The 24,674-nt window shown below is 38.1% G+C and carries 26 protein-coding genes, 1 pseudogene and 2 riboswitches; of the genes and pseudogenes, 16 read left to right on the plus strand and 11 right to left on the minus strand.

The features are described from left to right. Nucleotides 1–38 precede the first annotated feature (38 nt). A complete protein-coding gene (locus ACE198_RS12510; protein ID WP_375375756.1) occupies nucleotides 39–1,532 on the minus strand; it encodes an MFS transporter in 1,494 nt (497 codons plus the stop codon). Between the two features lie 109 nt (nucleotides 1,533–1,641). Between ACE198_RS12510 and ACE198_RS12515 the strand changes: the two genes are divergently transcribed. From ACE198_RS12515 to ACE198_RS12525, 3 genes are read left to right on the plus strand one after another with little or no spacing between them, the layout of a single operon-like run. Beyond that, entirely contained in the window at nucleotides 1,642–3,978 is a 2,337-nt protein-coding gene (locus ACE198_RS12515; protein ID WP_375375757.1) for a xanthine dehydrogenase family protein molybdopterin-binding subunit, read from the plus strand. After that, nucleotides 3,965–4,804, plus strand: a complete 840-nt coding sequence (locus tag ACE198_RS12520; protein ID WP_375375758.1) for an FAD binding domain-containing protein — start codon at nucleotides 3,965–3,967, stop codon at nucleotides 4,802–4,804. The genes ACE198_RS12515 and ACE198_RS12520 overlap by 14 nt, the downstream gene beginning before the upstream one ends. 35 nt (nucleotides 4,805–4,839) lie before the next feature. Then, entirely contained in the window at nucleotides 4,840–5,298 is a 459-nt protein-coding gene (locus ACE198_RS12525; protein WP_375375759.1) for a (2Fe-2S)-binding protein, read from the plus strand. Nucleotides 5,299–5,339: 41 nt separating this feature from the next. On the opposite strand, the gene ACE198_RS12530 is transcribed toward ACE198_RS12525, so the two are convergent. After that, a complete protein-coding gene (locus ACE198_RS12530) occupies nucleotides 5,340–7,415 on the minus strand; it encodes a peptidoglycan D,D-transpeptidase FtsI family protein (RefSeq protein ID WP_375375760.1) in 2,076 nt (691 codons plus the stop codon). 262 nt (nucleotides 7,416–7,677) lie between these two features. Here ACE198_RS12530 and ACE198_RS12535 point away from each other — a divergent pair, with 262 nt between their 5' ends. The 4 genes from ACE198_RS12535 to pssA all read left to right on the plus strand — a co-directional run bounded on the left by ACE198_RS12535 (nucleotide 7,678) and on the right by pssA (nucleotide 11,709). Further along, nucleotides 7,678–9,210, plus strand: a complete 1,533-nt coding sequence (locus ACE198_RS12535; RefSeq protein ID WP_375375761.1) for a carboxypeptidase M32 — start codon at nucleotides 7,678–7,680, stop codon at nucleotides 9,208–9,210. Between the two features lie 306 nt (nucleotides 9,211–9,516). Continuing rightward, nucleotides 9,517–10,305, plus strand: coding sequence for a TerC family protein (locus ACE198_RS12540; protein ID WP_375375762.1), 789 nt, complete (start codon nucleotides 9,517–9,519; stop codon nucleotides 10,303–10,305). Nucleotides 10,306–10,463: 158 nt separating this feature from the next. After that, nucleotides 10,464–10,979: a phosphatase PAP2 family protein gene (locus ACE198_RS12545; RefSeq protein WP_375375763.1), complete on the plus strand. Its 516-nt coding sequence runs from the start codon at nucleotides 10,464–10,466 to the stop codon at nucleotides 10,977–10,979. Nucleotides 10,980–10,998: 19 nt separating this feature from the next. Next, nucleotides 10,999–11,709: a CDP-diacylglycerol--serine O-phosphatidyltransferase gene (pssA, locus tag ACE198_RS12550; protein ID WP_180230176.1), complete on the plus strand. Its 711-nt coding sequence runs from the start codon at nucleotides 10,999–11,001 to the stop codon at nucleotides 11,707–11,709. Nucleotides 11,710–11,771: 62 nt separating this feature from the next. Here the strand turns inward: pssA and qoxD are convergent, their stop codons facing one another. From qoxD to qoxA, 4 genes are read right to left on the minus strand one after another with little or no spacing between them, the layout of a single operon-like run. Next, nucleotides 11,772–12,065 (minus strand): cytochrome aa3 quinol oxidase subunit IV, encoded by a 294-nt coding sequence (gene qoxD, locus ACE198_RS12555; RefSeq protein WP_098575300.1) that lies wholly within the window; start codon nucleotides 12,063–12,065, stop codon nucleotides 11,772–11,774. Then, entirely contained in the window at nucleotides 12,066–12,671 is a 606-nt protein-coding gene (gene qoxC / locus ACE198_RS12560) for a cytochrome aa3 quinol oxidase subunit III (RefSeq protein WP_026566947.1), read from the minus strand. It abuts the gene before it with no gap. Next, entirely contained in the window at nucleotides 12,661–14,637 is a 1,977-nt protein-coding gene (gene qoxB, locus ACE198_RS12565) for a cytochrome aa3 quinol oxidase subunit I (RefSeq protein WP_098575301.1), read from the minus strand. The genes qoxC and qoxB overlap by 11 nt, the downstream gene beginning before the upstream one ends. Continuing rightward, on the minus strand, nucleotides 14,627–15,613 hold the full coding sequence (qoxA, locus tag ACE198_RS12570; RefSeq protein WP_098575507.1) for a cytochrome aa3 quinol oxidase subunit II: 987 nt from the start codon (nucleotides 15,611–15,613) through the stop codon (nucleotides 14,627–14,629). The genes qoxB and qoxA overlap by 11 nt, the downstream gene beginning before the upstream one ends. A 371-nt stretch (nucleotides 15,614–15,984) precedes the next feature. Between qoxA and ACE198_RS12575 the strand changes: the two genes are divergently transcribed. Next, nucleotides 15,985–16,287, plus strand: a complete 303-nt coding sequence (locus ACE198_RS12575; protein WP_098575302.1) for a heme biosynthesis protein HemY — start codon at nucleotides 15,985–15,987, stop codon at nucleotides 16,285–16,287. A 241-nt stretch (nucleotides 16,288–16,528) separates the two neighbouring features. Here ACE198_RS12575 and ACE198_RS12580 read toward each other — a convergent pair whose 3' ends face one another. Genes ACE198_RS12580 through ACE198_RS12590 form a run of 3 tightly spaced genes read right to left on the minus strand, consistent with a single transcriptional unit; the run spans nucleotide 16,529 to nucleotide 17,478 of the window. After that, nucleotides 16,529–16,936 carry an Hsp20/alpha crystallin family protein gene (locus ACE198_RS12580; RefSeq protein ID WP_098575303.1) on the minus strand — a complete coding sequence of 136 codons (408 nt, stop codon included), beginning with the start codon at nucleotides 16,934–16,936 and terminating at the stop codon, nucleotides 16,529–16,531. 12 nt (nucleotides 16,937–16,948) lie between these two features. Continuing rightward, on the minus strand, nucleotides 16,949–17,191 hold the full coding sequence (locus tag ACE198_RS12585; protein ID WP_098575304.1) for a spore germination protein: 243 nt from the start codon (nucleotides 17,189–17,191) through the stop codon (nucleotides 16,949–16,951). Nucleotides 17,192–17,211: 20 nt separating this feature from the next. Beyond that, a complete protein-coding gene (locus ACE198_RS12590; protein WP_098575305.1) occupies nucleotides 17,212–17,478 on the minus strand; it encodes a spore germination protein in 267 nt (88 codons plus the stop codon). 206 nt (nucleotides 17,479–17,684) lie between these two features. Here ACE198_RS12590 and ACE198_RS12595 point away from each other — a divergent pair, with 206 nt between their 5' ends. Both ACE198_RS12595 and ACE198_RS12600 read left to right on the plus strand, forming a co-directional pair. Beyond that, nucleotides 17,685–18,434, plus strand: a complete 750-nt coding sequence (locus ACE198_RS12595) for a Cof-type HAD-IIB family hydrolase (RefSeq protein WP_375375764.1) — start codon at nucleotides 17,685–17,687, stop codon at nucleotides 18,432–18,434. Between the two features lie 126 nt (nucleotides 18,435–18,560). Further along, nucleotides 18,561–18,761, plus strand: coding sequence for a cold-shock protein (locus ACE198_RS12600; RefSeq protein WP_026566955.1), 201 nt, complete (start codon nucleotides 18,561–18,563; stop codon nucleotides 18,759–18,761). Nucleotides 18,762–18,858: 97 nt separating this feature from the next. Here ACE198_RS12600 and ACE198_RS12605 read toward each other — a convergent pair whose 3' ends face one another. After that, the gene (locus ACE198_RS12605; protein ID WP_283878803.1) at nucleotides 18,859–19,056 is read right to left on the minus strand and encodes a YwbE family protein; all 198 of its coding nucleotides are present in this window, start codon (nucleotides 19,054–19,056) and stop codon (nucleotides 18,859–18,861) included. Further along, nucleotides 19,049–19,252 (minus strand): hypothetical protein, encoded by a 204-nt coding sequence (locus tag ACE198_RS12610; protein ID WP_098575308.1) that lies wholly within the window; start codon nucleotides 19,250–19,252, stop codon nucleotides 19,049–19,051. The genes ACE198_RS12605 and ACE198_RS12610 overlap by 8 nt, the downstream gene beginning before the upstream one ends. A 255-nt stretch (nucleotides 19,253–19,507) precedes the next feature. Between ACE198_RS12610 and ACE198_RS12615 the strand changes: the two genes are divergently transcribed. The 6 genes and pseudogenes from ACE198_RS12615 to ACE198_RS12640 all read left to right on the plus strand — a co-directional run bounded on the left by ACE198_RS12615 (nucleotide 19,508) and on the right by ACE198_RS12640 (nucleotide 24,674). After that, complete coding sequence (locus ACE198_RS12615) at nucleotides 19,508–19,978, plus strand: GyrI-like domain-containing protein (protein ID WP_251460679.1); 471 nt, start codon at nucleotides 19,508–19,510, stop codon at nucleotides 19,976–19,978. Between the two features lie 127 nt (nucleotides 19,979–20,105). Beyond that, nucleotides 20,106–20,254, plus strand: a riboswitch (FMN riboswitch). Nucleotides 20,255–20,405: 151 nt separating this feature from the next. Continuing rightward, entirely contained in the window at nucleotides 20,406–21,065 is a 660-nt protein-coding gene (gene ribE / locus ACE198_RS12620) for a riboflavin synthase (protein ID WP_098575310.1), read from the plus strand. Between the two features lie 24 nt (nucleotides 21,066–21,089). Then, nucleotides 21,090–21,710, plus strand: a pseudogene (gene ribB / locus ACE198_RS12625) (3,4-dihydroxy-2-butanone-4-phosphate synthase); the annotation flags it as partial. A 56-nt stretch (nucleotides 21,711–21,766) separates the two neighbouring features. Then, nucleotides 21,767–22,237, plus strand: coding sequence for a 6,7-dimethyl-8-ribityllumazine synthase (ribH, locus tag ACE198_RS12630; RefSeq protein ID WP_251460681.1), 471 nt, complete (start codon nucleotides 21,767–21,769; stop codon nucleotides 22,235–22,237). A 60-nt stretch (nucleotides 22,238–22,297) separates the two neighbouring features. Continuing rightward, nucleotides 22,298–22,489: riboswitch (cobalamin riboswitch) on the plus strand. A 192-nt stretch (nucleotides 22,490–22,681) separates the two neighbouring features. Further along, entirely contained in the window at nucleotides 22,682–23,647 is a 966-nt protein-coding gene (locus tag ACE198_RS12635) for an ABC transporter substrate-binding protein (protein WP_375375765.1), read from the plus strand. After that, nucleotides 23,613–24,674, plus strand: a complete 1,062-nt coding sequence (locus ACE198_RS12640; protein WP_375375766.1) for a FecCD family ABC transporter permease — start codon at nucleotides 23,613–23,615, stop codon at nucleotides 24,672–24,674. The genes ACE198_RS12635 and ACE198_RS12640 overlap by 35 nt, the downstream gene beginning before the upstream one ends.

Genomic DNA, 24,674 nt, shown 5'->3' on the forward strand with positions numbered 1-24,674 from the left:
TGACACGAGGCTGTTTCTTTTTACATATATTTTTGCTATTATACATGCCGTATTTTTCTAAAATTCAACGTCTCTCGTGAAAACCATAAGCTCATTAAAAAGCTGATGATTCCAATAACCAGTAAAACCTCCCCGATGATTTTCATACTTTCCGCAGTTATGTGTTCTCCAAAAATTAACCCTAAAATGATTGATGCCAAAATTGAACCTAAATATCGGCAAGTTTGAAATAGGCCGGAGGTTGTGCCAATGATCGCATTTGGACTTTCCTTAACCATCGCTACTTGAAGTACAACATTTCCAATACCATAACTTAAGCCCATGATTGATAATATAATCCCGATACCAAGATAAGAGGATTGAACAAAAAACAACCTAAAAGACAGCGCACCTAAGATTGATAGAGATGCCCCTACCATAATCGGCTGGTTTACACCTGAACGATCGATCCATTTTCCAGTGACAGATGAAATAATTATGCTAACACCGGACATAAATAACATTAACATACCGCTCAATTCAACACTTAAACCCAAACCTTCTTGAAAATAACTAGGCAAACCGAAAAATAAACAATAGAAAAAAATATTCAAAAAGATAAACTGGATATACACCATTGAAAGCTTAGGATGTTTTCTGAAAATGCGAATGTCGATAAATGGTTCTGTAACCCTTAATTCTCTCCGAACAAATAATCCGAAAAAGATGATTCCAACAATTCCGGAAAGATAATGTATATTCGCATCAAAAGATAACAAGAACCATAAAAAGAAGACCATACCTGCAGCAAAATAACCTATTCCAAGAAAATCAAGATGAGAAAGTAATCTCTTGATATGAGACTTATCCTGTTTCATATCTTTAGGAAACATAAACCAACCTAATATTAAACTGAGGAGAATAAATGGAAAATTGACCCAAAAGATAGCTGGCCAATTCCCTAACACAATTAAGAAACCACCGATCGTCGGCCCAAGTGCGACCATCGCAGAGGCAAATATTGATAAAACGGCAAGGGCTGAAGCTTGCCTTTCTTTAATATGGTCGCGAATTAACGCCATTCCGGACGGGTAAATGGCACTAGATCCAATTGATTGAAGCAGCCTCATTGCAAGTAACATTAGAAAGGAGGATGCAAGCGGGGCACCGAGCGCGGACATGGCAACTACAATAAGTCCTGTTAAGAAGGTTTTTTTTCGGCCAAAGATATCACCGAGCTTTCCCGTTACTGGCTGTGCTACTGCACTAGCTAAATAGAAACTGGATATTAGCCAGGAAACCGTTGAAAAGGAAAGGTGAAAATCTTTCTGAATGCTGTGTAATGCTAATGCAATCATAGATGAGTTAAGCGGATTTAACATCGTTCCTGTGGCAACCGCTGTTAGAAATAATGTTCGATTTTTCTTCATGACGTCTTCCTTTACTAAAAATAGAATTAATATACTTTTTGCAATATCTGTAACATCATACCAATTAATAGTATATTTCAATAGAATAAAAAAAGAAATTGTTTGAATTTGATGAATGTACATTAAATATGATTGATGTTAGGTTTTACACAAACTGGATATTTACTCATTCTAGGAATAGCCCCCAATAAATATAAATAGGATAGATATCCACATATATGTGGGGGGAGGGATGGAATTGGAGGTTATTGGGAAAAGCGTCATTCGCAAAGAGGCTCTTGATAAGGTGTCAGGGCGGGCAAAATATACACATGATTATCATTTCCATCCGATGTTATCTGGCAAAATGGTCATTAGTCCTTATGGCCACGCGAAGATAGTGGAGATTGATACATCCGAAGCTTGGAAGATTAATGGGGTTAGGGCCATCCTTGCTGGAAAGGAATACCCATTAACAGGGGAAGCCATCCGGGACCGGCCCCCTATTGCATATGATAAGGTTCGCTACCATGGTGAAACGGTTGCACTTGTTGTAGCTGATTCACCAACACAGGCTAAAATGGCTGCTGACCTGATTAAAGTCCAATACGAATTGTTGCCAGTCGTAAACTCGCCGTCTCAAGCATTTGAAAAAGGAGCCCCCTTAGTCCATGAAGACTTAAGTAAATATAAAAAAGAGGATGACTCGCATCCGGTGCCTGACACCAACATTGCTTCCCATATAAAAATTCGTAAAGGTAATATGGAAAAAGGGTGGGCGGAGACTAACACAGTGGTAGAAGCAAGTTATTCTTTTTCTCCTTCTGACCATGCGGCAATGGAAACAAGGTGTGCCACTGCCGAGATATTGCCTGATGGAAATATTATGATTACTACTTCTTCTCAAGCTCCATTTATGGTGAAAAGACTGATTGCTGATTATTTTGGTGAGGATATGGGGAAGATTATTGTCCACACACCGCTTGTAGGTGGTGCCTATGGGGGGAAAGCTGCCGTTCAGCTGGAAGTTCTGGCCTATCTAGCCTCAAAAGCTGTTGGCGGTAAACCTGTAGAGATCTTCAATTCGAGAGAAGAAGATATCTTAACTTCTCCTTGTCACATTGGTTTAGATGCAAGGATTAAGCTTGGAGCAGACAGCAGCGGTAAAATTAGAGCAGCAGAAATACGTTTTTTATGGGATGGAGGAGCCTATTCCGATAAAGCGGTAGATCTTACAAGGGCAGGTGCTGCCGATTGTACCGGACCATATAACATACCAAATGTCTGGTGTGATTCCTATTGCATGTATACAAACCACCCATATGCAGCACCCTTTAGAGGCTTTAGCCATTCCGAACTTTCCTTTGCCATTGAACGAACCTTGGATTTACTTGCACAAAAATTAAAAATGGATCCGCTTGAACTTCGGTATATAAATGTGATTAAACCTGGACACACCACCCCGACAAGGGTGCGATTAAATAAAAGTAATGTCGGTAACTTACAACAGTGTATTGAGAGAGTAAGAGATTTAATCAAATGGGATGAAGGTACGGTTAAAGATGTAAACGAGCGATTTGTGAGAGTAAAGGGCGTCAGCTGCAGCTGGAAAACATCGACGATTGATCCCAATGCTCCTTCAGGAGTGATATTAACATTTAACCGAGATGGAAGTATCAATTTACTTTCTGGTGTAATTGAAATTGGAACCGGAACGAAGACTGTCCTTGCTCAGATGCTTGCAGAAAGGCTGAAGATGAGTGTGGATAAGATACATGTTCGGATGGAAGTGGATACGCAAACAACACCAGAGCATTGGAAAACTGTCGCTAGCAGAGGAACATTTATGGCGGGAAGGGCACTTCTCGAAGCTGCGGATGATGTGATCAAGCAATTAAAGGGAATTGCTTCGACCGTATTAAGAGCACCGACAGAAGATCTTGTGGTAGCTAACAGTCGAGTCTTTTTGAGGGATGATCCATCCATCGGAATTCCGATTAAAGACATCTGCTATGGTTATCAATATCCAAATGGAAATTCAATCGGCGGACAAATTATTGGCAGAGGGAATTATATCCTGCGTCATCTTACCCCTTTGGATCCTGAGACTGGAGCTGGTAAGCCGGGACCTGAGTGGACAGTTGCGGCCTATGGTATAGAAATTGAATTTGATAAAAGAGATAATACCTATCGGCTATTGAAAGCTTGTACCGTGGTCGACATTGGGAAAGTTTTAAATGAAAAAGCCGCATTGGGCCAGGTAATGGGTGCGATGAGCATGGGATTGGCTTTTGCTGGCAGGGAAACATTTTATTTTGACGAACTCGGCAGGGTTCTTAATCCCCAGCTCCGAACGTATCGCCCACTTCGCTATGGTGAAAATCCAGAATATTTAGTGGGATTTGTAGAAACACCCCAATTAGATGGTCCGTATGGGGCTCGAGGTGTGGGAGAGCATGGATTAATGGGCATGCCTGCTGCACTCGGCAATGCTTTGTCTACAGCTGCCGGGGTTTCACTACATCATCTGCCACTTATTCCTGAATTAATTTGGAAGGCAAAGGAGGCGCAGAAAAATGCTTCCCTTTGAGTTTGATTATTTTAAACCTGCAACATTAAAAGAGGCAGTCGATTTATATCAGTATTTAGATAAAGGTGGAAAGAAACCAATGTTTTTTTCAGGAGGGACGGAATTAATCACTCTTGGAAGAATCGAACTAGCGTATACCGAGGCGGTTATTGACATAAAGGATATCCCTGAATCCAAGGTTATGCGGGTAAGCGCTGATCATTTGCTGCTAGGCAGTACTCTTTCACTAACCAAGATCGAAGAGGCAAATCTTTTTCCATTATTAACGAAAACATCAAGTGAAGTTGCGGACCATACAGCACGGGGGAAAATTACTTTAGGTGGGAATATATGTGCACGAATTTTTTACCGAGAAGCTGTTTTACCATTTTTACTAGCGGACAGCAAAGTATTAATTATTGGGCCCGAAGGAAAAAAAGTGGTGCCAATTAATGACATCTTTCAAGAGCAGCTTCAATTAAAAAAAGGAGAACTTCTTGTCCAATTAGCAACAGAATCCCAGTTTATTGCTGCGCCATTTATTAGTATCAAACGCCGACAACAATGGGATACTGGCTATCCATTAATTACAGTAGCCGCATTAAAATTGGGGCAGGAGATACGGGTCGCAATCAGCGGCTTGTGCCCATTTCCGTTTCGGTCAAAGGAGTTGGAATCTTCTTTAAATAATAAAGAACTTCCGTTGAGTCAAAGAATTACCGATGCCCTTGCTAAGTTACCGAAGCCAATTTTAGATGATGTTGAAGGGTCAGCTGAATACAGACTTTTTGTATTACGGAATGTTTTGTCAGATGTTTGTTCTGCATTGGCTCCTGTTGGTTCTTGAGAATGATAGATTAATTGCAGAAAGGAGGGGGAGCAGTGAAATCACACACGATTATATTAGACATAAACGGAGAAAAGCGCAGCATCATGGTACGGTCTGCCGACACACTTTTATTTGCAATTCGAGGTAAACTTGGACTTACAGGCGCAAAGCCTGGGTGTTTGAACGGGGATTGCGGTGCTTGTACAGTCAATATTGATGGATGGCCGATGAAATCATGTCTAATGCTAGCTGTTGAAGCGGATGGTAAGAAGATAACAACGATTGAGGGGTTAGAAAATACACCCATTCAGCAGGCATTTGTCGATAATTTTGCCTTCCAATGCGGCTACTGCACCCCGGGATTTATTATGAACTGTCATTCGTTAATCAAGCAGCATCCCGATGCAGATGATAACATGATTAAGGAATGGCTGGAGTCAAATATCTGTCGCTGCACAGGTTATGCAGAAATTGAAAGGGCAGTGAAATCAGTTCTAAGGAAAAATATGTAAGTGGATAAATGGAACAAAAAAGGATGCCATTCATTGGCACCCTAAGAATGATTATCTTTTTTCATCTGAAAATAAGTGTCTAAAACACGGCGTCCAATTTTCAGATTCGCCCGATTGTCTTTTTTGCCTTGGTAAGCCCATGGTACAATAACTGCCATTGCAATTTCTGGATTCGAACTAGGAGCATAACTTACCAAGCTAAGGTTCATCACTGGGGGTGGTTCTTTCCCAAATCGGTACCGTTCAGGTCCGTCGTAAAACGCTTCTGCTGTTCCTGTTTTACCGGCAGGAGAGTAGGGGGCATTGCCGAAAAATTTATAAGCTGTTCCGCCCCTTTCTTGCATAACCTTCTTAAAACCTAATTTGACGCGATACAGCCAATTTGATTTCATATCAATTGTATTTAGGACCGTAGGGGTGATTTCTTTTACAACATGACCAAGTTCTCGTGTTCCCTCCTTTGGTTCGAGCATTTGTTTGGCGACATGGGGCTGCATTCGGTAACCGCCATTTGCGATGGTGGAAACATACTGTGCTAACTGCATGGCTGAATAGGTATCATATTGTCCAATCACAAGGTCTAGCAAATATCCTGGGAGATAACTCTGACCCTTAAATCCAGATTGCTCATTCGGTAAATCAATCCCGGTTCTTGTTCCGAGACCGAACGAAGCAAATGAGTCTCGAATGGAATCGAAAGCCTTTGAACTTATATTTAAAGGTTGATCGTACTCATAATGTCCTTTTCCAATTCGTATTGCTGTATGGAACATATAAACGTTGGAAGATAATTTTAGGGCATTAATTTCATTTAATCTTCCTAAGTAGGCATAGGATTTTTTTAAAGGAGTGGCCCGGATTTTTAAACCAGCATCATCAAACACTGTACCTGGTGCAATAGCCCCTGTTTTATAGCCAGTCAAAATAGTAGCTCCTTTGACAGTAGAACCAACGTTATAGGTGGTAGTAAATGTACCGAGAGCGTCATCTTCCATTTCCACTCTGCCTGTTTTGTTATTTCTAACTATTTTTTTGCCAGACATGGCTAAGACTTCGCCAGTTTTTGGGTTCATTAAAACCACGTATGCTCGGTCAGTTAGATAGGTTCCCGGATATCTTTTCGCCGCCCAAAGTTCTTCTTCAATGATGCGATCAATCTTCCTTTGCAAATCCATATCAATACTTAAGACAAGGTCTTTTCCTTTCTTACCATTTGATACGGGGTGGTTTTCAATCACATTTCCTGTTTTATCGGTTACATTTTTTATTTTTGATTTGTATCCATGTAAAACATTTTCATATTGCCACTCAAGTTGACTTTTTCCCACTCTGTCATTTCGACTGTAATCTCTTGCTAAAAAATACTCCAATTGCTCTGCAGGCAATCCTTCATCAGATTTAGTAACTTTTCCTAACACAGACTTTAAGGTTCCATTGAAAGCATAGCATCTTTCCCAGTCCGTGGTTGTATCCACACCAGGAAGTGATTGCAGATTCTCGCTAACAACGGCCAATTCTTGCGCAGTAACATCCTCATTTTTTATGATTTGGGTTGTAAACTTATAGCCGCTGTTAAACTCTTTAAATAGTGCAATAACCTCAAGTTTTTCTTTAGTCAATTCCTTTAATTCATCAGTTGTGATGCGCTCTAATTTATATTTATAAATATCATTATCTGTTAATTTCTTTGCATAATATAGGTCCATTTCTTTTTTCGAGATTTTAGCATTCGCGCGTTCTGGATTCGTCATAATCCAGAAATCACGTTTATCCCTTTCTGTCACCTTGTTTGTTTTTTTCGAAATCAGTTTTGCTAATTTTTCAGCTGTTTCGAGCATAACTTCTTGGCTAAATCCTTCATTGGTGTAGGAAATGGCACTTTTAGGGACATTATCAACGATTATTCTGTAATCTCGGTCAAGGATTCGTCCTCTTGGAACAGGACTACTAATTGTGATATCTTCTTTTCTGGCTAAATCTCTTTTGAAATTTTCGCCATAAACAATTTGCACAAAACCAAGCCGGAGGATTAGTACGGAAAATAAGAAAAAAACACTGAAAAATAGTATATTCAAACGAATAGGGAAGTGGGACTTATTTTTTTTCTGCTTTTCCAATTTCCTGCACATCCTTTTTACATAACCAATATAAATTACATATATATACTGCCCATTTGTATATAGCAGTATGATAATTATTCCAATTCATTCTGAAGTGTAAATAAAATACGACATGTTTCTGGAATAGTGAATTTTTTGTCAATAAATAATATTCTAATTTTTGCCCAAATTTTTAATTTTACTTTATAATCAAAAAGGGATGTTGTTGATTCTTAAACAAACATCTTTAGAAACGAGAGATTGATAGGAGGTCTAGTTTATGGAACAGAAAGTCATTGATCCAGTTGTACTTAGGGCATTAGGGCAATTTAAGGCTTTGGATGAAAAAATTACTCATTTTTCAAGTATCATTGGTTTAGCAGACTGGGATCAAAAAGTCATGGCACCAAAAAAAGGGAGAAGTATGTTTGCCAAGGCGACGGGGACCCTTCGGACCGAAATTTTTAAGCTTTCTGTTTCTGAGGAAATGGGAGAACTGCTAGCGGAGCTAACACTTCCTGATAACTTGGCATTTTTAGATGAAGTGACAAGAGCGAAAGTTAGAGAATATAAAGAGTACTACCAAAAATCAAAGAGCATTCCTGCCGACCTATTTCAGGAATATAGCATCTTAACGGCTCAAGCAAATGATGCTTGGGAAGAGGCAAGGGAAAATAACGATTTTGCCCGCTTCCTTCCGTACTTAGAAAAAATAGTTGATTATAAGCGAAAATTCGCGGATATCTATGGGTATGAGGACCATCCATACGATGCTCTCTTGGATGAGTTTGAACCTGGTTTAACGGTGAAAAAACTCGATCCGCTGTTCGCAAAATTAAGAGATACTAGTGTTAAACTACTGGAACGCATTCAACAAAATGGAAAGCAGACACAGGCAGAAATTTTTGAACAGTCGTTTTCCATTGAAAAGCAAAAAGAATTTAACCGCTATATTTTGCCTATAATAGGCTTTGACCTTGAAGCGGGTAGATTGGATGAAACGGTCCATCCTTTTGCACAAACCGTTAATACAGGTGACGTACGATTAACAACTCGTTACCTAGAAGGAAATGTCCGTTCTGCATTATTTGGTACCATCCATGAGGCAGGACATGGGATCTATGAGCAGCACGTCAATCCACAGTTTGAGGAATCAGTTCTTCAAAGTGGAGCATCCTTCGGGATCCATGAATCTCAATCAAGATTTTTGGAAAATATGGTCGGCCGCAGTAAGCAGTTCTGGAAGTATTTCTACCCGAAACTTCAAGAGTATTTTCCAAAGCAGCTCGAAAATATTACTGTTGACGAATTTTATCGTGCTGTAAATTCGGTGCAGCCATCATTTATCCGTGTTGAGGCCGATGAATTAACCTATAATTTGCATATCATGCTTCGGTATGAAATTGAAAAAGCCTTAATTAGCGGAGAGGTTGAAGCTAAGGATCTACCTGTAGTCTGGAATCAAAAAATGCAAGATTATCTCGGTGTAACACCTAGTTCGGACACGGTTGGCGTATTACAGGATGTTCATTGGTCATTTGGGGGAATCGGTTATTTTCCGTCCTATTCATTAGGGAATCTCTATGCAGCTCAAATTCTCCGTACGATTCAAAAAGACCTTCCAGATTTTTATAAACATATTGAAAATGGACGTTTTGATCTTATCCAAGAATGGTTAAAAGGAAAAATCCATCAATACGGGAAGCTGTATAGACCGAACGAATTGATTGTAAAGGTTACTGGGGAAGAATTAAACGCGGAATATCTTGTTGAATATCTTGAAAAAAAATACACTGAAGTTTACGGATTGTAAACTGTAAAGCTGTGTGATATTTAGCTATTAAACTCTAAAACATTGACATTTTCCTTGCATTATAATAAACTATTAGTAATTAAATATTTCCTTTTTAAAGGGGAGTAGCTGCTACAATAGAGTCGTCATTCCGAGTATTTATTACTCCGGCTTTATTGGCAACATTTACGTTGTTAGCAAGACCTTTACTTTACTGTAAAGGTCTTTTTGTGTTCTTTTAGGCCTTTACTGTAATCGGTAAAGGCCTATTTTTATGGCGTAAGGGAGTATTTTTTGAAAAAAATCAACTTTAAGGAGGAAATATTCATGGATTTAGCTCTTTTACTGGAATACGGCTGGGTGTTAATAATCTTGGTGGCATTAGAAGGTCTCTTAGCCGCAGATAACGCGCTAGTGCTCGCGATTATGGTGAAACAATTACCTGAAGATAAACGTAAGAAGGCATTATTTTACGGTTTGGCAGGTGCCTTTGTGTTCCGCTTTGCTTCCTTATTTGTGATTTCGTTTCTTGTGGATGTGTGGCAAGTTCAAGCCATTGGAGCTCTATATTTGCTGTTCATGGCAGGTAATCATATTTTCCGCAAGGTGGTCATTAAAGGGAAGGAGGAAGATAAAGAGGAGAGGGCAGGGGCAAAAAAGAGCAACTTTTGGGTGACTGTATTAAAAGTTGAAGTGGCCGACATTGCGTTTGCCATTGATTCGATCCTTGCTGCTGTCGCAATGGCCGTTGCCCTGCCAAACACACCGCTTCCAAATATCGGTGGTCTGGATGGTGGTAAATTTTTAGTAATCTTTGCTGGAGGGGTAATTGGTTTAATTATTATGCGCTTTGCAGCGAATCAGTTTGTGAATTTATTGGAAAAAAGACCAGGTTTAGAAATTGCTGCTTTTACAATTGTGGGCTGGGTTGGAGTGAAGCTTGCCGTCTACACGTTATCACATCCTATGTTAGCGATTTTAAGTGAAGATTTTGCGCATTCAACAGTTTGGAAAGTAACCTTTTATGTTGTATTAGTAGGTATCGCCGCAGCCGGCTGGTTTTTCTCAAAAGATAAAAGCGTAGAACCAGTGCGAGAAGAACCCAAGACACTATAATTACTTTTCACCTTCATAGGAAAGGCGGACTCAACCAAAGCTGCCTTTCTTATGGCTTTTTTACATACCATTGTAAGGTTAAAAGTTGTAGAAGTTGAAACAATGAGCAACCTATAAAGTATAATCAAAAATCCAATTTTCTAGAGAGGTTTGTATTGATGAAATTAAAAACATATCTTATAATCGCCTTTAGCCTGAGTGTTGTTTCCATTATTGGCTTTAGTCTGATATCCTTATTAATAAGTGACCAAAAAATCATTCATTTTGATCGTACTATAATCGATGCTGTTCAAGGAATGGAAACACCATTTCTTACATCTGTAATGAAATTCTTTACGTTTATTGGTTCGGCTCCCTTTGTCATTGTTCTTAGCCTTTTTCTTTTACTTTTTCTCTATGCAATGAATGCTTTTACGGTCTATGGAATTATTACCTTCTTATTATGGCGGCATATTACAAGTTCGTTAGGTAGATGGGCACTAATCTTTGTAAGCATGGTGATGATTTTAGCCATTGGCATCAGTCGAATCTATTTAGGTGTCCATTATCCCAGTGATATCATTGGTGGATATTTTGCAAGCGCCTTTTGGATTACAACAGCTATTATATTTTTCCAGTATTATCAGGTTAAGCGTTATAATAAAAGACAACGACGTGAAAAGAATATTGCCTAAATTTCCTATCTAGTATGGAGTGATACATATTATCAGAAACAGTATTCCTAATTTATTTACCATTTCTAATTTGTTTTTCGGATATTTATCCATCATGTATTCCGCCCAGGGGGATTACAAAAATGCTGCCATTTTAATATTAATAGGGATGATGCTCGACAGTATGGATGGCAGGATTGCACGAATGTTACGAGTGGATAGTGAGTTGGGGAAAGAGTTAGATTCGTTAGCAGATGTGGTAACTTTTGGTGTTGCACCGGCAATGATGGCTTATTATTCCTATTTCTCAGAGTTTGGTGTGGCAGGGATGGCCATTTCAGGATTATTTCCTTTATTCGGAGCCTACCGATTAGCCCGGTTTAATATTAATGCTGTTAAATCTTCAAATCATTATTTTACCGGTGTTCCCATCACTGCTGGGGGAGGATTACTAACACTGCTTACCTTATTCCAAGGTAAAATGCCAGAGTTCATTTTGCCCATTGCCTTTTTTATCATCTGTTATTTAATGGTGAGCACGATAAAAATTCCAAGCTTGAAAGATGTCCCATTACCCAAATACGGAATTATCGTCACGCTTTTCCTAGGGTATGCGATATACCTCGTCTTCAAAAAAGAGCAGCATCGCTTTCCGTATTTCATCTATGTGGCAATCCCGCTGTACATAGCTTTTATCATTTTCCAATTAGTAAGAAGAAAGAGAAAAAGTAATGGTGGAATAAAAAAATAAGAACAAAAAAAGGGTGTCAGGTACCATGTGAAGAATTCACACGGTGCCTGACACCTTTTTATTTACATCCCGAAGGACATTACCCAGATTGAACCAGCAACGGTTACGAAGGCGATGAAGAATCCGTAAGCGACGTTGATGATTTGGGATTTGCCGTCTTCTCCTTCGTTCATATGCATGAACATATATAGCTGAAGGGCAGCCTGGATTACAGCTAAAGAGCCAATAATCCAGAGTATTGTTTTAAAAGGAAGATTGGTTTTCAGTGCTACACCAAGTGCTGCGAAGGTTAGTACTAATGACATAATAAAACCTAACACATGTGTAAGTGGAAAACCTTTTGTATTTTTAGCCATTTATGCCACCATCCTTGCTAAATACACAAATGTGAAAATGAAAATCCAGACAACATCTAAAAAGTGCCAATATAGACCGATGATAAAAGTTTTACGAGCAGTAACAGGTGTTAACCCTCGTTTTAGTATTTGGATAATAACCATAGTCGCCCAGCCAATACCCATACTCACGTGCAGTCCGTGTGTTCCAAGTAATACAAAGAAGCTGGAAAGGAAAGCACTTGTTTGCATGGTAGCTCCTTCATGAACATAATGGATAAATTCTGTGATCTCCATGAACACGAACCCAGCACCAAGGAGAAGGGTAATGATAAACCATAACAATAATCCATTCCGGTTATGACGGCGCATCTCATAAATGGCAAGACCGCAAGTAAAACTACTAGTTAATAAAAGGATCGTTTCGACCATAACATCTTTTATTTCAAAAAGGTCCTTTGGAGTTGGACCTCCAGCATATCTCGCACTAAGGACAGAAAATACCGCAAAGAGAGTCCCAAAGAGAATAATCTCCGCTCCTAGGAAAATCCAGAAACCGAGAATATTCATTCGGTTCTGTTCTGTTTGATATTCGAGTGGTAAGGCAGTGTTTACATTAGCTGACATGGCTGTTCCCCCCTTTATCGACGTTACGCCATGCTTTTTCCGTTTCCTTTATTTCGTCAACATGAACATGGAAACCATCGTTGTAATCGAATGAACGAATGATTAACCCAATAAGTATTCCAACAGTGGCTACAAGAGCCGCAATTTTCCATTCAAAGACTAGGAAGAAACCAGCAATGCCAAAGATTACGCCCATATAGATTGGTAAGCCGGAATTACTTGGCATATGGATTTCTTCAATTTCTTCGTCTTTTAACGTCAATCCTTCGTTATTCTTTTTCATATACCAGAAGCTATCAACAGATTTCACTTCAGGCAATTTCGCAAAATTATAGAATGGAGGAGGTGAAGCAGTTGCCCACTCTAGCGTTCTTGCATCCCATGGATCGTTTGAAATATTACGGTCTGCATAGCGTGCACTCCAATAAATGTTATAGCAAAGTGCGCCAAAGCCGATTGCTAAGATAACTGCACCAATAGTAGATAATAGGAATAATGGTGCATAGCCAGATTCAGCAGAATAAGTGTACGAACGACGCACCGCACCATCTAATCCTAGGAAGAACATTGGCATAAACGTTAAGTTAAATCCAATGGTAAAGAACCAAAAATGTATTTTACCAATTTTCTCATTGAGCATATGGCCGAACATTTTTGGCCACCAGTAATAAAGTCCAGCAAATACCGCAAACACAACACCAGGAATTAACACATAGTGAAAGTGAGCGACAAGGAATAGGGTGTTGTGGTATTGGTAATCGGCCGCGCCCATTGCGAGCATAACGCCAGTTACACCACCGATGATAAAGCATGGAATGAATGCAAGTGCCCAAAGCATCGCAGTGGAAAACTCAATTCGACCTTTTCTCATCGTGAATAACCAGTTAAACATTTTGACACCCGTTGGAATAGCAATCATCATCGTCGTAATGGAGAAAACGGAGTTAACTCCTGGTCCAGCTCCCATTGTAAAGAAGTGGTGGACCCAAACGAGCATACTTAAAAACGCAATACCAACAATCGAGAAAACCATAGATTTATAGCCAAAAAGCATTTTTCTTGAAAATGTTGAAATAACTTCAGAAAACATTCCAAATGCGGGTAGGACAACGATATAAACCTCAGGGTGACCCCATAACCAGAAAAGGTTAGCCCACATCATATCCATACCGCCACCCGCTAAGGTGAAGAAATGGGTTCCAAAGATCCGGTCAAACGTCATTAATGCAAGTGCAACCGTGAAAATTGGGAATGAAGCAACAATAATCACCGAAGCAATGAATGAAGTCCAAGTAAACATTGGCATTCTCATCAGTGTCATGCCTTTTGTTCTCATTTTTAAGATAGTGACAATAAAATTTATACCCGTCATCAGGGTACCAATCCCAGCAATTTGCAGGGCAATCGCATAATAGTTATTCCCGATTCCAGGAGTAAATTCTTTACCTGCAAGAGGGAAGTATGCAGTCCAACCAGCATCTGGAGAACCACCGACAACAAACGAAATATTAAACAGCATCGCACCACTAAAGAACAGCCAGAAGCTTAACGCGTTAAGTTGTGGGAATGCGACGTCACGAGCACCGATTTGCAGTGGGATTACCACGTTCATTAAGCCAATTAATAATGGCATTGCTGCAAACAAAATCATAATGACACCGTGTGTAGTGAAAATTTCATTGTAATGTTGCGCATCTAAAAATTTCATTTCTGGACGTGAGGTTTGAGCCTTCATTAAGAGGCCGTCCACACCGCCACGGAAAAACATTAATACACCAGAGAGGATATACATAATCCCAATTCGTTTATGATCAACGGTTGTTAACCATTCTCTCCAGAGCCATTTCCATTTTTTTAAATAGGTAACCCCAGCCACAATTCCGATCATTGTTAAGAGAATAGCAATCTGAGAACCTAGTATTAATGGGTTGCCAACAATAAAAAAGTCATGCCAATTAATGTTCATTGTGCTCACCTCCATCTGATTTTTCACTCTTGTCCATGCTTTCCATACCTTCCATGTCCATAGAATGACTATTTGTTTCTTTTTCTTTGAAAATCTTTCCTTTTACGCCATGTACTTCGTACAATTCAGGATTTGTATAAGTTTTAGAATTCATATCCGCATGGTTTACCCAGGCAAGATGTGTTCCAATAAATGTTTCACGTCCTAAGTGTGTAGGCTTAAGAAGTTGATTGTATTTCTTTTCTGTTAACTTAGGAGCAGTTTCTTTAACTTCTTTTACCCATTTTTCAAAGGCTTGGGGGGATTTTGCTTCAACCGTAAATTCCATTTCAGCATAGCCCTTACCGTTAAAGTTTGTATTTCTTCCTAAAAATTCACCAGGCTTGTCAGCTGTAAGGTACAGCTCTGTCTCCATCTTGTTCATGGTATACTTTTGACCGCCTAAAGCAGGAACCCAGAATGACTGCATTGTACCTGCAGAAGTTAACTTAAACTGCACAGGTGTGCCAGCAGGAATATTCACGTAGTTCACAGTTTCAATCCCTTGTTCAGGGTAGCTAAAAATCCACTTCCAATCGGCAGAAGTCACATTAATGGTAATTGGTTTTTTATTTTCATATCCAGCAGGTACTTTTTCTAACTTATAGATTGTATTAACAGTAGGAATCGTTAAAGCAATGACAATAAGAATAGGAATGACAGTCCAAATTATTTCTAATTTTGTGCTTCCATGTTCTTCAGGTGGTTCGTAATCTGCATTTTCAGGCTTAGCCCGATATTTCCAGATAATATATCCAAATAAACCAAAAACAACGACAACCACTAGCAACATAAAAATAAGTGACCAGTTAATTAAATCTAGAATGTCACGTGCGGCAGGTCCTTTTGGATCAAAGACGACCATATTCGTACATCCGCTTAAAAGCATAGTTGGTACTAAAGCTAACAGTGGAATTAAGTAGCTTTTTTTAAACATGAATTTTTCTCCCTTCCAAATGTTCACTTTTACGATTATAATCGTGAAACCTTTCACAAACAAGACTGAATTACTTCTTTTTTTGCTTCCATGTACTGATTAAGCCTAATTTAAATTAGTTATTATTTAATAGTAATTAGTCCGTTAGTCTTTTCTAAAACCTATATTAACAATAATGCTGTGATGTTTATACACGTTTTTCGATTAATTTGTGACAAATTTGTTAAGGTTTTAAAATTCCTATCGAGGAAAAGAATGTATGTAAATTTTTACCTGGTAAATTAAGTATTTTTAGTTCAAAACTAATCATTGTCTATTTTTGCAAAAAAGTGGGATAATACGTAGGAATACATAGATGAGGAGAGCCAAAAATGAAGGTAAAAGTGAATCGTAATGCAGCAAAAGCTTTGAAAAAAATGTTAGAACAAGAAGAAGCACAAGGAAAACTTTTTCGTGTGTATGTCACAAGTATTCATGGTGACCATGCCCATTATGATTTAAAGCTTGATACACCAACAGAAAATGATGTTGTCGTCACAAGCGATAAAGAAATTGATTTCATTATTGATAAAAATGACCCAAACCTAAATAGTATTTGGATTCAATATTTCCAATTACCGAAAGAAGAGTGGCTGATTACTAACCCAACCATGGGTGTCCATCACCATCATTAATAGCACCACATTAAAACGCTTGTTTTTGACAGGCGTTTTTTTATTATTGTTATTTTCTTAAAACTTGAAATAATTAGTAATTGTTTCATATAATCAATTACCATGAACAATCGTAAGTAATTTCATACTAATAAAAGGAGTGTGCATATGATTTAATCACAAAACAAGTTTACCCTTCTACAATCATAGAAGGGAAATCTTTTGCAATAAGTCTTTATGATATTGGAGATAAACACTCTAGTCACTTCTTATTTCGAGGGTAAGATAAATGAAGTAGTCCATTATTAATTTGTGAATGTATTAAATGAGCCTGTGTTGGTTCAGGTAGGTCAATTACTCGTTCAAAATCACCATATTCACGTTCTCTCTTCATTTCCATTTCTAAAGGTAAAACAGGTTTTATTCTGCCATTAATTTTTAAATGATTATTTGAAATTAAGCTAAGCGAAACATCTTCTGGATTTACCCCAGGTATTTCAAAAATAATAAAGTTATAATAATCATTTTGGTATAAGTCAAATTTTGGATTAAGCGATACTTCTCTAAAAAATTCATCTGGTTGTTTTTGCTTTAGTACGCTAGACCAAAAATTGCTCTCTCTATACTCGTTAGTAATCTCTAGCCATCTTCTCATTTTTTCTATATCCATATTGCTGCTCCTTTAAATTTGATTAGCTATAGGCATAGATGGGTTAGCTATTTGATCCTGATCACTAATATCTGTATCTATATTGCCTGAGGACATTAAAGAAGTGGCTGGTGATAAATCACCTAAAGTGAAATTTGCTCCCACAAATTTACTATTTGCAGTATGGCTGTTATGCACAGTAGGACCGATATCAACATTCCCGTTTTGGGTGGCTCCATTTATCTTGAAATTTAAAATATTTATTTGATATGGCATATCAGATAACTCCTATAATTTTAGATTGGTGGTACAGGTTGAATTGGTGTATTGACATTAGTAGAATCAGTAGTTCCAATAGAGGTTTGATCATTAACGTCTGGATCATTTAACAGGTTTTCCATCATTGCCTCAGTTGGTGAAGTATCTCCATATGAAGCATTAATTCCTTGTAATTTACTATTGGCTGTGGGACTGTTATGAGATGCTTCCCCTATAGTTATGGAGCCATTGCCCGAAATACTGTTTATTTTTAGATAATATAAATTGATAACAACCGATGGCATCATTAAACACCTTTCTATTCTTGGCTTATGGGTACTATATGCAATAGAGCGCCTATAGGTTACTTATTAAAGGATTATAAGAAAATTGCAAGATACTTGTCAGAGTATTTATTATAACTATATTATGTAAACTTAATGTTTGATTAGTTTTTAGAAATGATGTTATCTTATTATAGGAAAAGTATGGAAGGGAGCTTGATATACATATGGATAATATTAATAATGACATTGAAGTCAAACTAGTTGCACTCGATATGGATGGTACGCTTTTAAATAATAAAGGACAGGTATCGGAAGCAAATCGTGAAGCCATCAAAGCTGCTAAGGAAAAAGGAATCTATGTGGTTCTTAGTACAGGCCGTTCACTTTTGACGAGCAGAGAGCATGCTGATTCATTGGAGCTTGATTCTTATTTAGTCACTGTTAATGGTAGTGAAATATGGGATGATCAACGTCAATTAGTAGAGAGGAACTTGGTAAAGTCTGAACTTGTTGAGTGGATGTGGAGGTTATCGCTGCAACATAAGACTAAGTTTTGGGCGATTAGCACGGAACGCAATTGGCATAATGAAATGCCGGAGGACTTGCATACTTTAGAATGGATGAAATTTGGCTTTAATATCGATGATGATGAAACCAGAGAGATAATCATGAAAGAATTACAGGCAAAAGGTGAATTTGAACTTAGTAATTCTACGTTGAAAAATATTGAAGTGAATACGGCCGGTATTAATAAAGCGAAGGGTCTGGAGATTGTTTGTAACAGGCTGGGATTGGATATGAAAAATGTAATGGCCGTAGGTGATAGTCTTAATGATTTGGCGATGATCAAGGCAGCTGGCATGGGAGTTGCAATGGGAAATGCACAAGATCTTGTGAAAGAAGCAGCGGATTGGGTAACTACCACAAATGAGGAAGACGGAGTTGCAAAAGCAATCCACAAATGGGTTTTATAAAGATTTTATATCCAATTAAAATTTTTAAAATTGTTATGGTATAGGTAAAAAGGAAATGGGTAAAAATAATTATGCAATCAATTTGCAATTTACATGTAATAGTTACATGCTAGGAGGCTACAAAGAATGGAATCAGGTAAAGTAAAATGGTTTAACAGTGAAAAAGGTTTTGGATTCATTGAGCGTGAAGGTGGAGAAGATGTATTTGTTCACTTTTCTGCTATTCAAGGCGAAGGATACAAAACATTAGACGAAGGTCAAGAGGTAACGTTTGAAATTGAAAGTGGCCAACGTGGACCACAAGCAGTAAACGTCCGTAAATCATAATGACCCGCCAATAAACAGACCCAAGCCTTTTGGGTCTGTTTTTTACTTCCATTAAAAAAGCCCACTTTGCATCATTGTGCAAAGAGGACTTTCTAAACTAATTATTTATTTCCTTAACTCTGCCAACTTGTCCATCCGTAAGCCTGACCTTTATGCCGTGAGGATGAAAACTGGACTTTGTTAATATATCCTTGACGGTCCCCTCTGTTAGTTTCCCGCTTCGTTGATCTGCTTTTAGGACAATTTTGACGAGTGCACCTGGGGAAATATCTACTCGATTCTGACCACTAGACACCCATTTTTCTCCGCGAATTACTTACTTTTTTCGTTTGCTGGCTTTGCAGCTTTTTAGTTGCCATCGAGTTGTTTGAACTTGAAGTTCCTCCGGCAGATTTGTTCTTCTTATTTTGCAGTTGTTGTTTCATCGCTTCTTGTAGACTTATTTTCTTCTTGGGTTCTTCCTGTGGATTTGTTTGATTTTCATTACTCATAAAAAATCCTCCTATTAATGTGCTAAGTCCATTATATGCTATTTTCATCCAAATAATAAAATTTACGACATCATTTAAAAAAAGATAGTTAAAAAAATTTGGACGTTATTTCTCATTTTTGGAATAACGTCCGTTAATTTTAATACCTATACATGTGTGGACGATTTGGAATGAATTTAGTCGAATTATTTTTGCAGGAGTTTAAGAGTGACGGTGAGAATTATATTAATATGATAATTCAAAAGGGGGATTAGCATGAGTATCCAAGTAATAGAAAAAGAAGAAATGAAGGTTGTTGGAATTTCATGGAACGGAACTTATTCACAAATCAGTACACTCCCAGGTCTATTTAAAAAGATGATAGATCGGCTAGAAGAAGTATCATATCAAACCAAAGACCCTGTTTTGATCGCACCTTTTCACAGCAGAGAAACAGAATTTACTTATTATGTTACAACTCCAGTTGAAAAAATTGAGGAAATCCCAGATGGTATGGTTGGTTTTACGATTCCAAGTAAAAATTATGTATTTGCTACACATCAAGGAAGTCATGAAACAGTGGAAAGTACATATAAACAAATCTATGCCTGGATGGAAGAATATGGATATGAACATGATCACAATGCCCTAAGTTTGGAAGTGTATAAAGAAGAGCATAAACATCAAAATGAGACTGGTGAATTACATTTTGATATTTATTTACCTGTAAAGACTTATAAACAATAAATAAGTTGGTAAAATTATGACGGTAAGCTAAGTTCTGGTTATTAATTGTGTTTTTAGTGCAATATAGTTAAGCTAATAGCTTTACTATTAGAATGAAATGTCATAACATATAAGTATATATTTAAATAATTTCCTTCGGGGTCAGGTGAAATTCCTAACCGGCGGTGATGAAGCTATGCTTCTTAGTCCGTGACCCGGTTAACATTAATATGTTAAGCGGTGGATCTGGTGAAACTCCAGGGCCGACAGTTAAAGTCTGGATGGGAGAAGGAAAAGACAGGATTAACAATAGGGTGAAGTGTACCTATTTTTAAGCCTTTATTTTCTATTGTCTTTTTTTCAAGACCCTGATGACAAACTGTCTTTAGGGTCTTTTTTAATTTTTTGGGCAGAATCAAAGGGAAACATAGTAAGGAGTTTGGACAATATGTTTACTGGAATTATTGAAGAAATTGGCGTAGTCGCAAACATCCAGCGGACTGGCGAGTCGTTTGTATTGAACATAGAAGCGAATAAAATACTAAACGATGTCCATCTTGGGGACAGTATTGCGGTTAATGGGGTTTGTCTGACGGTTACATCCTTTACGGGTAAACTGTTCACAGTAGATGTGATGCCGGAAACGGTCAGAGCTAGCAGTTTAAGTATGGTAAAACGAGGGTCCAAAGTAAATCTTGAGCGGGCTATGGCAGCGGGTGGAAGGTTTGGCGGTCATTTCGTTTCAGGACATATTGACGGAACAGGTGTAATAAAAAGTAAACAATCACTTGAAAATGCGATTTACTATGAGATTGAAGCCGAAGAGGAATTATTGCGATATGTAATCTTAAGAGGGTCGATAGCGGTGGATGGGACAAGCTTAACCGTATTTGCTGTTTCGGAGAATAGTTTTACATTATCCATTATCCCGCATACATTGTCAGAATCGATTCTTGGACAGAAGGGTTCAGGGGATATTGTAAACTTAGAATGCGATATGATAGGAAAATATGTTGGTCATTTTATAACTAATTTTTCTAATCAACCTCCGCAAAAAAGCAGCAAGGGGATAACCGCTAATTTTTTAGAAGAGCATGGATTTTTTTAAATAAAATTGAAAGGGGAGGTAACTGTGTTTAATACAATTGATGAAGCATTATCGGACCTAAAGGAAGGTAAGGTTATCATTGTCTGTGATGACGAGGACAGGGAAAATGAAGGGGACTTTATTTCCCTTGCTGAAAAAGCTACACCTGAGGTCATAAATCTTATGGCCACTCACGGCCGAGGCCTAATTTGTGTGCCTATTGACGAGGATTTAGCTAATAAGCTTGACTTACATCCAATGGTTACCAACAACACAGATCCGAAACGAACTGCCTTTACTGTCAGTATCGATCATAAATTCTCTACCACTGGCATTTCTGCTTTTGAAAGATCCGCAACAGTTTTGAGTATGGTTGACCCCGAATCAGAAGCCGGTGATTTCTTAAGACCAGGACATATTTTTCCACTCGTTGCTAAACAAGGTGGAGTTCTGAATAGAAATGGGCATACAGAAGCAGCTGTTGATCTTGCCAAATTATGCGGTGCGAAGCCTGCAGGGGTTATTTGTGAAATTATGAATGAGGATGGAACGATGGCCCGCGTTCCTGATCTTTTTAAAATTGCAGAGAGAATGAACCTTAAAATGATTACGATTAAAGATCTAGTTGAATATAGAATGAAAAATGAACGAATGGTTAAGCGGGAAGCATAGATTACCGCTCTAAAGCTCAACTACACAAAACAATTGATGGAGGCATACACATGGGAAATATTTTTGAAGGAAATTTAGTTGGTTCTGGGTTAAAAATTGGAATAGTTGTTGGACGTTTCAATGAATTTATTACTAGTAAATTATTAAGCGGTGCACAGGATGCACTTAAAAGACATGGAGTTAGCGAGTCAGATGTGGACCTTGCGTGGGTTCCGGGGGCATTTGAGATTTCATTAATCGCTCAAAAAATGGCCAATAGTAATAAATACGATGCAGTTATTACACTTGGAACGGTCATTCGCGGTTCAACTCCACATTTTGACTATGTTTGTAATGAAGTAGCAAAGGGTGTTTCTGCGATCAATTTGAAAAGTGGCATTCCTGTTATTTTTGGAGTGTTAACAACGGATTCAATCGAACAAGCCATTGAACGAGCTGGTACAAAGGCAGGAAATAAAGGTTGGGATGCAGCAACGGCGGCAATTGAAATGGCAAATTTATGCAGAAGTATTGAGCAATAACTTGTTGTAAAAAATCATATACAAATCTTTTCTTATTTTCTATAATAAAAATAACAAAAAAATATTATTTTAAATTTAGGTGCTAAAATCTTCTCAGATGATTTTAAGCTTAAAAGGGAAGTTGGTATAAGCCAACGCGGTCCCGCCACTGTAAATGGGAGCAACCTATATTGTGTCACTGTCGTATACGATGGGAAGGCATAGGAAGCGATGATCATGAGCCAGGAAACCTGCCTAATTCTTGTGCGCCAATAACCTACGAGGATAGGAAGGTGTTGAAGGCTAGACTCTATTTACTTATGCTAGTAACCTGAATCTATCATACCAACATCTCCATTTCATTTTGGAGATGTTTTTTGTTGTTATCCCGTATTTTGTTTAGCACAAGAAAAAATTTATTTTTTGTTACATACATGATACTTTTCAAAGAAAGCAGGGAGAAAAATGAAGAAGTTGTATTCATTGCTGTTAGTAGTATTATTGACAGTAGGAGTGTTAGCGGGTTGTGCTGAAAAGAAAGACCAGGTAAAGGAAGATTCAAATACTAGTGTAGAGAAGAAAACAGCGGAAGTTACCTATCCACTTACGATTAAAGATGCAACCAAGGCGGAAGTTACTATTGAAAAGAAACCAGAAAGCATTGTTTCTCTGATCCCAAGTAATACTGAAATTGTTTTTGCCTTAGGTCTTGATAAGGAAGTAGTGGGAGTAACCGATTTCGACAATTATCCAGAAGCGGCAACCAAAAAGGAGAAAGTTGGCGGCCAAGAAATAAACTTAGAAAAAATTATTTCCTTAAAGCCAGATTTAGTGTTAGCACATGCCTCTTGGGCTTCTAGTTCTGAAGCTGGGCTTCAGCAGTTAAAAGATGCAGGGATTCCTGTTTTAGTCGTTAATGACGCGCAAAACTTTGATCAAGTCTTTGATTCTATAGATTTGATTGGGAAAGCCACTGGTGAAACAGCAAAAGCTGATGAAATCATCACTGGGATGAAAGATAAATTAGCAGAAATTAAAGCAAAGGCTGGAGAGATAAAAGAAAAGAAAAAGGTATTGGTTGAGGTTTCACCAGCTCCAGAAATTTATACATCTGGAAAGAATACGTTTATGGATCAAATGCTAAGTGTAATAAATGCTGAAAATATTGCTAACGATCAAGAAGGCTGGATTAAAATTGACCAAGAAGCCATGATTAAACGAAATCCTGATGTTATCGTCACTACCTATGGATTCTATGTCAAGAATCCTGTCGATCAAGTATTAACAAGGAAGGGCTGGGAAACGGTCAACGCTGTAAAGAATCAGCATGTAGTTGATGTGGATTCTGATCGTGTGACTCGATCAGGCCCAAGGATTGTTGAAGGAGTAGAAGATCTTGCGAAGGCTGTCTATCCTGAAGTTTTTAAATAATAAGTATTTAGCCTATTGTATAGCTGGAATTTTCCTGATTCTTTCTATATTAATAGGTATTTCGATAGGAACGGTTTCGGTTCCAATCTTAACTATCATAAAGATTATTAGTGCAAACTTATTCGGGCTCATTTCCTTGGAGAAATTTGACCCAATGTATACGAGTATTGTCTTAAATATTCGGTTGCCTAGAGTAATCTTATCAGGTCTTGTTGGAGCTTCCCTTGCTATTGCAGGGGCAGCCTTTCAAGGGCTGCTTAGAAATCCGTTAGCAGATCCTTATACATTAGGTGTATCCTCTGGAGCGTCTGTGGGGGCGGTGTTGACCCTGTTTTTTCAGCTTTCCATTCCCTTCATAGGATCCTTTACATTACCATTGTTAAGTATCTTATTCTCTTTTTTTACAATCTTCCTAGTTCTCATGTTTGCAAGTAAAATCGAACAATCAATGCGAGTGGAAACCATTATATTAACAGGTATTATTTTCAGTTCCTTTTTAGGAGCCATAATTTCGCTTATGATTGCACTAACTGGGGATGAACTCCGGCAGATTATAGGCTGGCTTTTGGGAAGTGTTTCAATGAGAGGCTGGGATTACATAAAAATTATTTTACCCTTTTTCATCATTGGCTCATGTTTATTGCTTTTTAATGCCAAGGAGCTAAATGCGATGTCATTTGGGGAAGAACGGGCACAACATATTGGTGTTAATGTACATAAAAGAAAGCTCTTAATCTTGACTGCAGGCTCGATATTAACAGGGGCAGCCGTTGCGGTGTCAGGCACCATTGGTTTTGTTGGTCTGGTCATTCCACATTTGTCGAGATTATTATGGGGTCCTGATCATCGTCAGCTTCTTCCTTTGTCTATCATATCGGGGGCAGGTTTTTTAATTTTAGCCGACTTGATTTCAAGAATGATCATTTCTCCAACAGAATTACCCATTGGTGTTATCACTGCTTTAATTGGGGCTCCGGTATTTGCAATAATCCTGCTACAAAGAAAAAGGAGAGAAAGAAGTGGTTAA

This window comes from Neobacillus sp. KR4-4 (assembly GCF_042136325.1).
Lineage (GTDB): Bacteria > Bacillota > Bacilli > Bacillales > Cytobacillaceae > Neobacillus.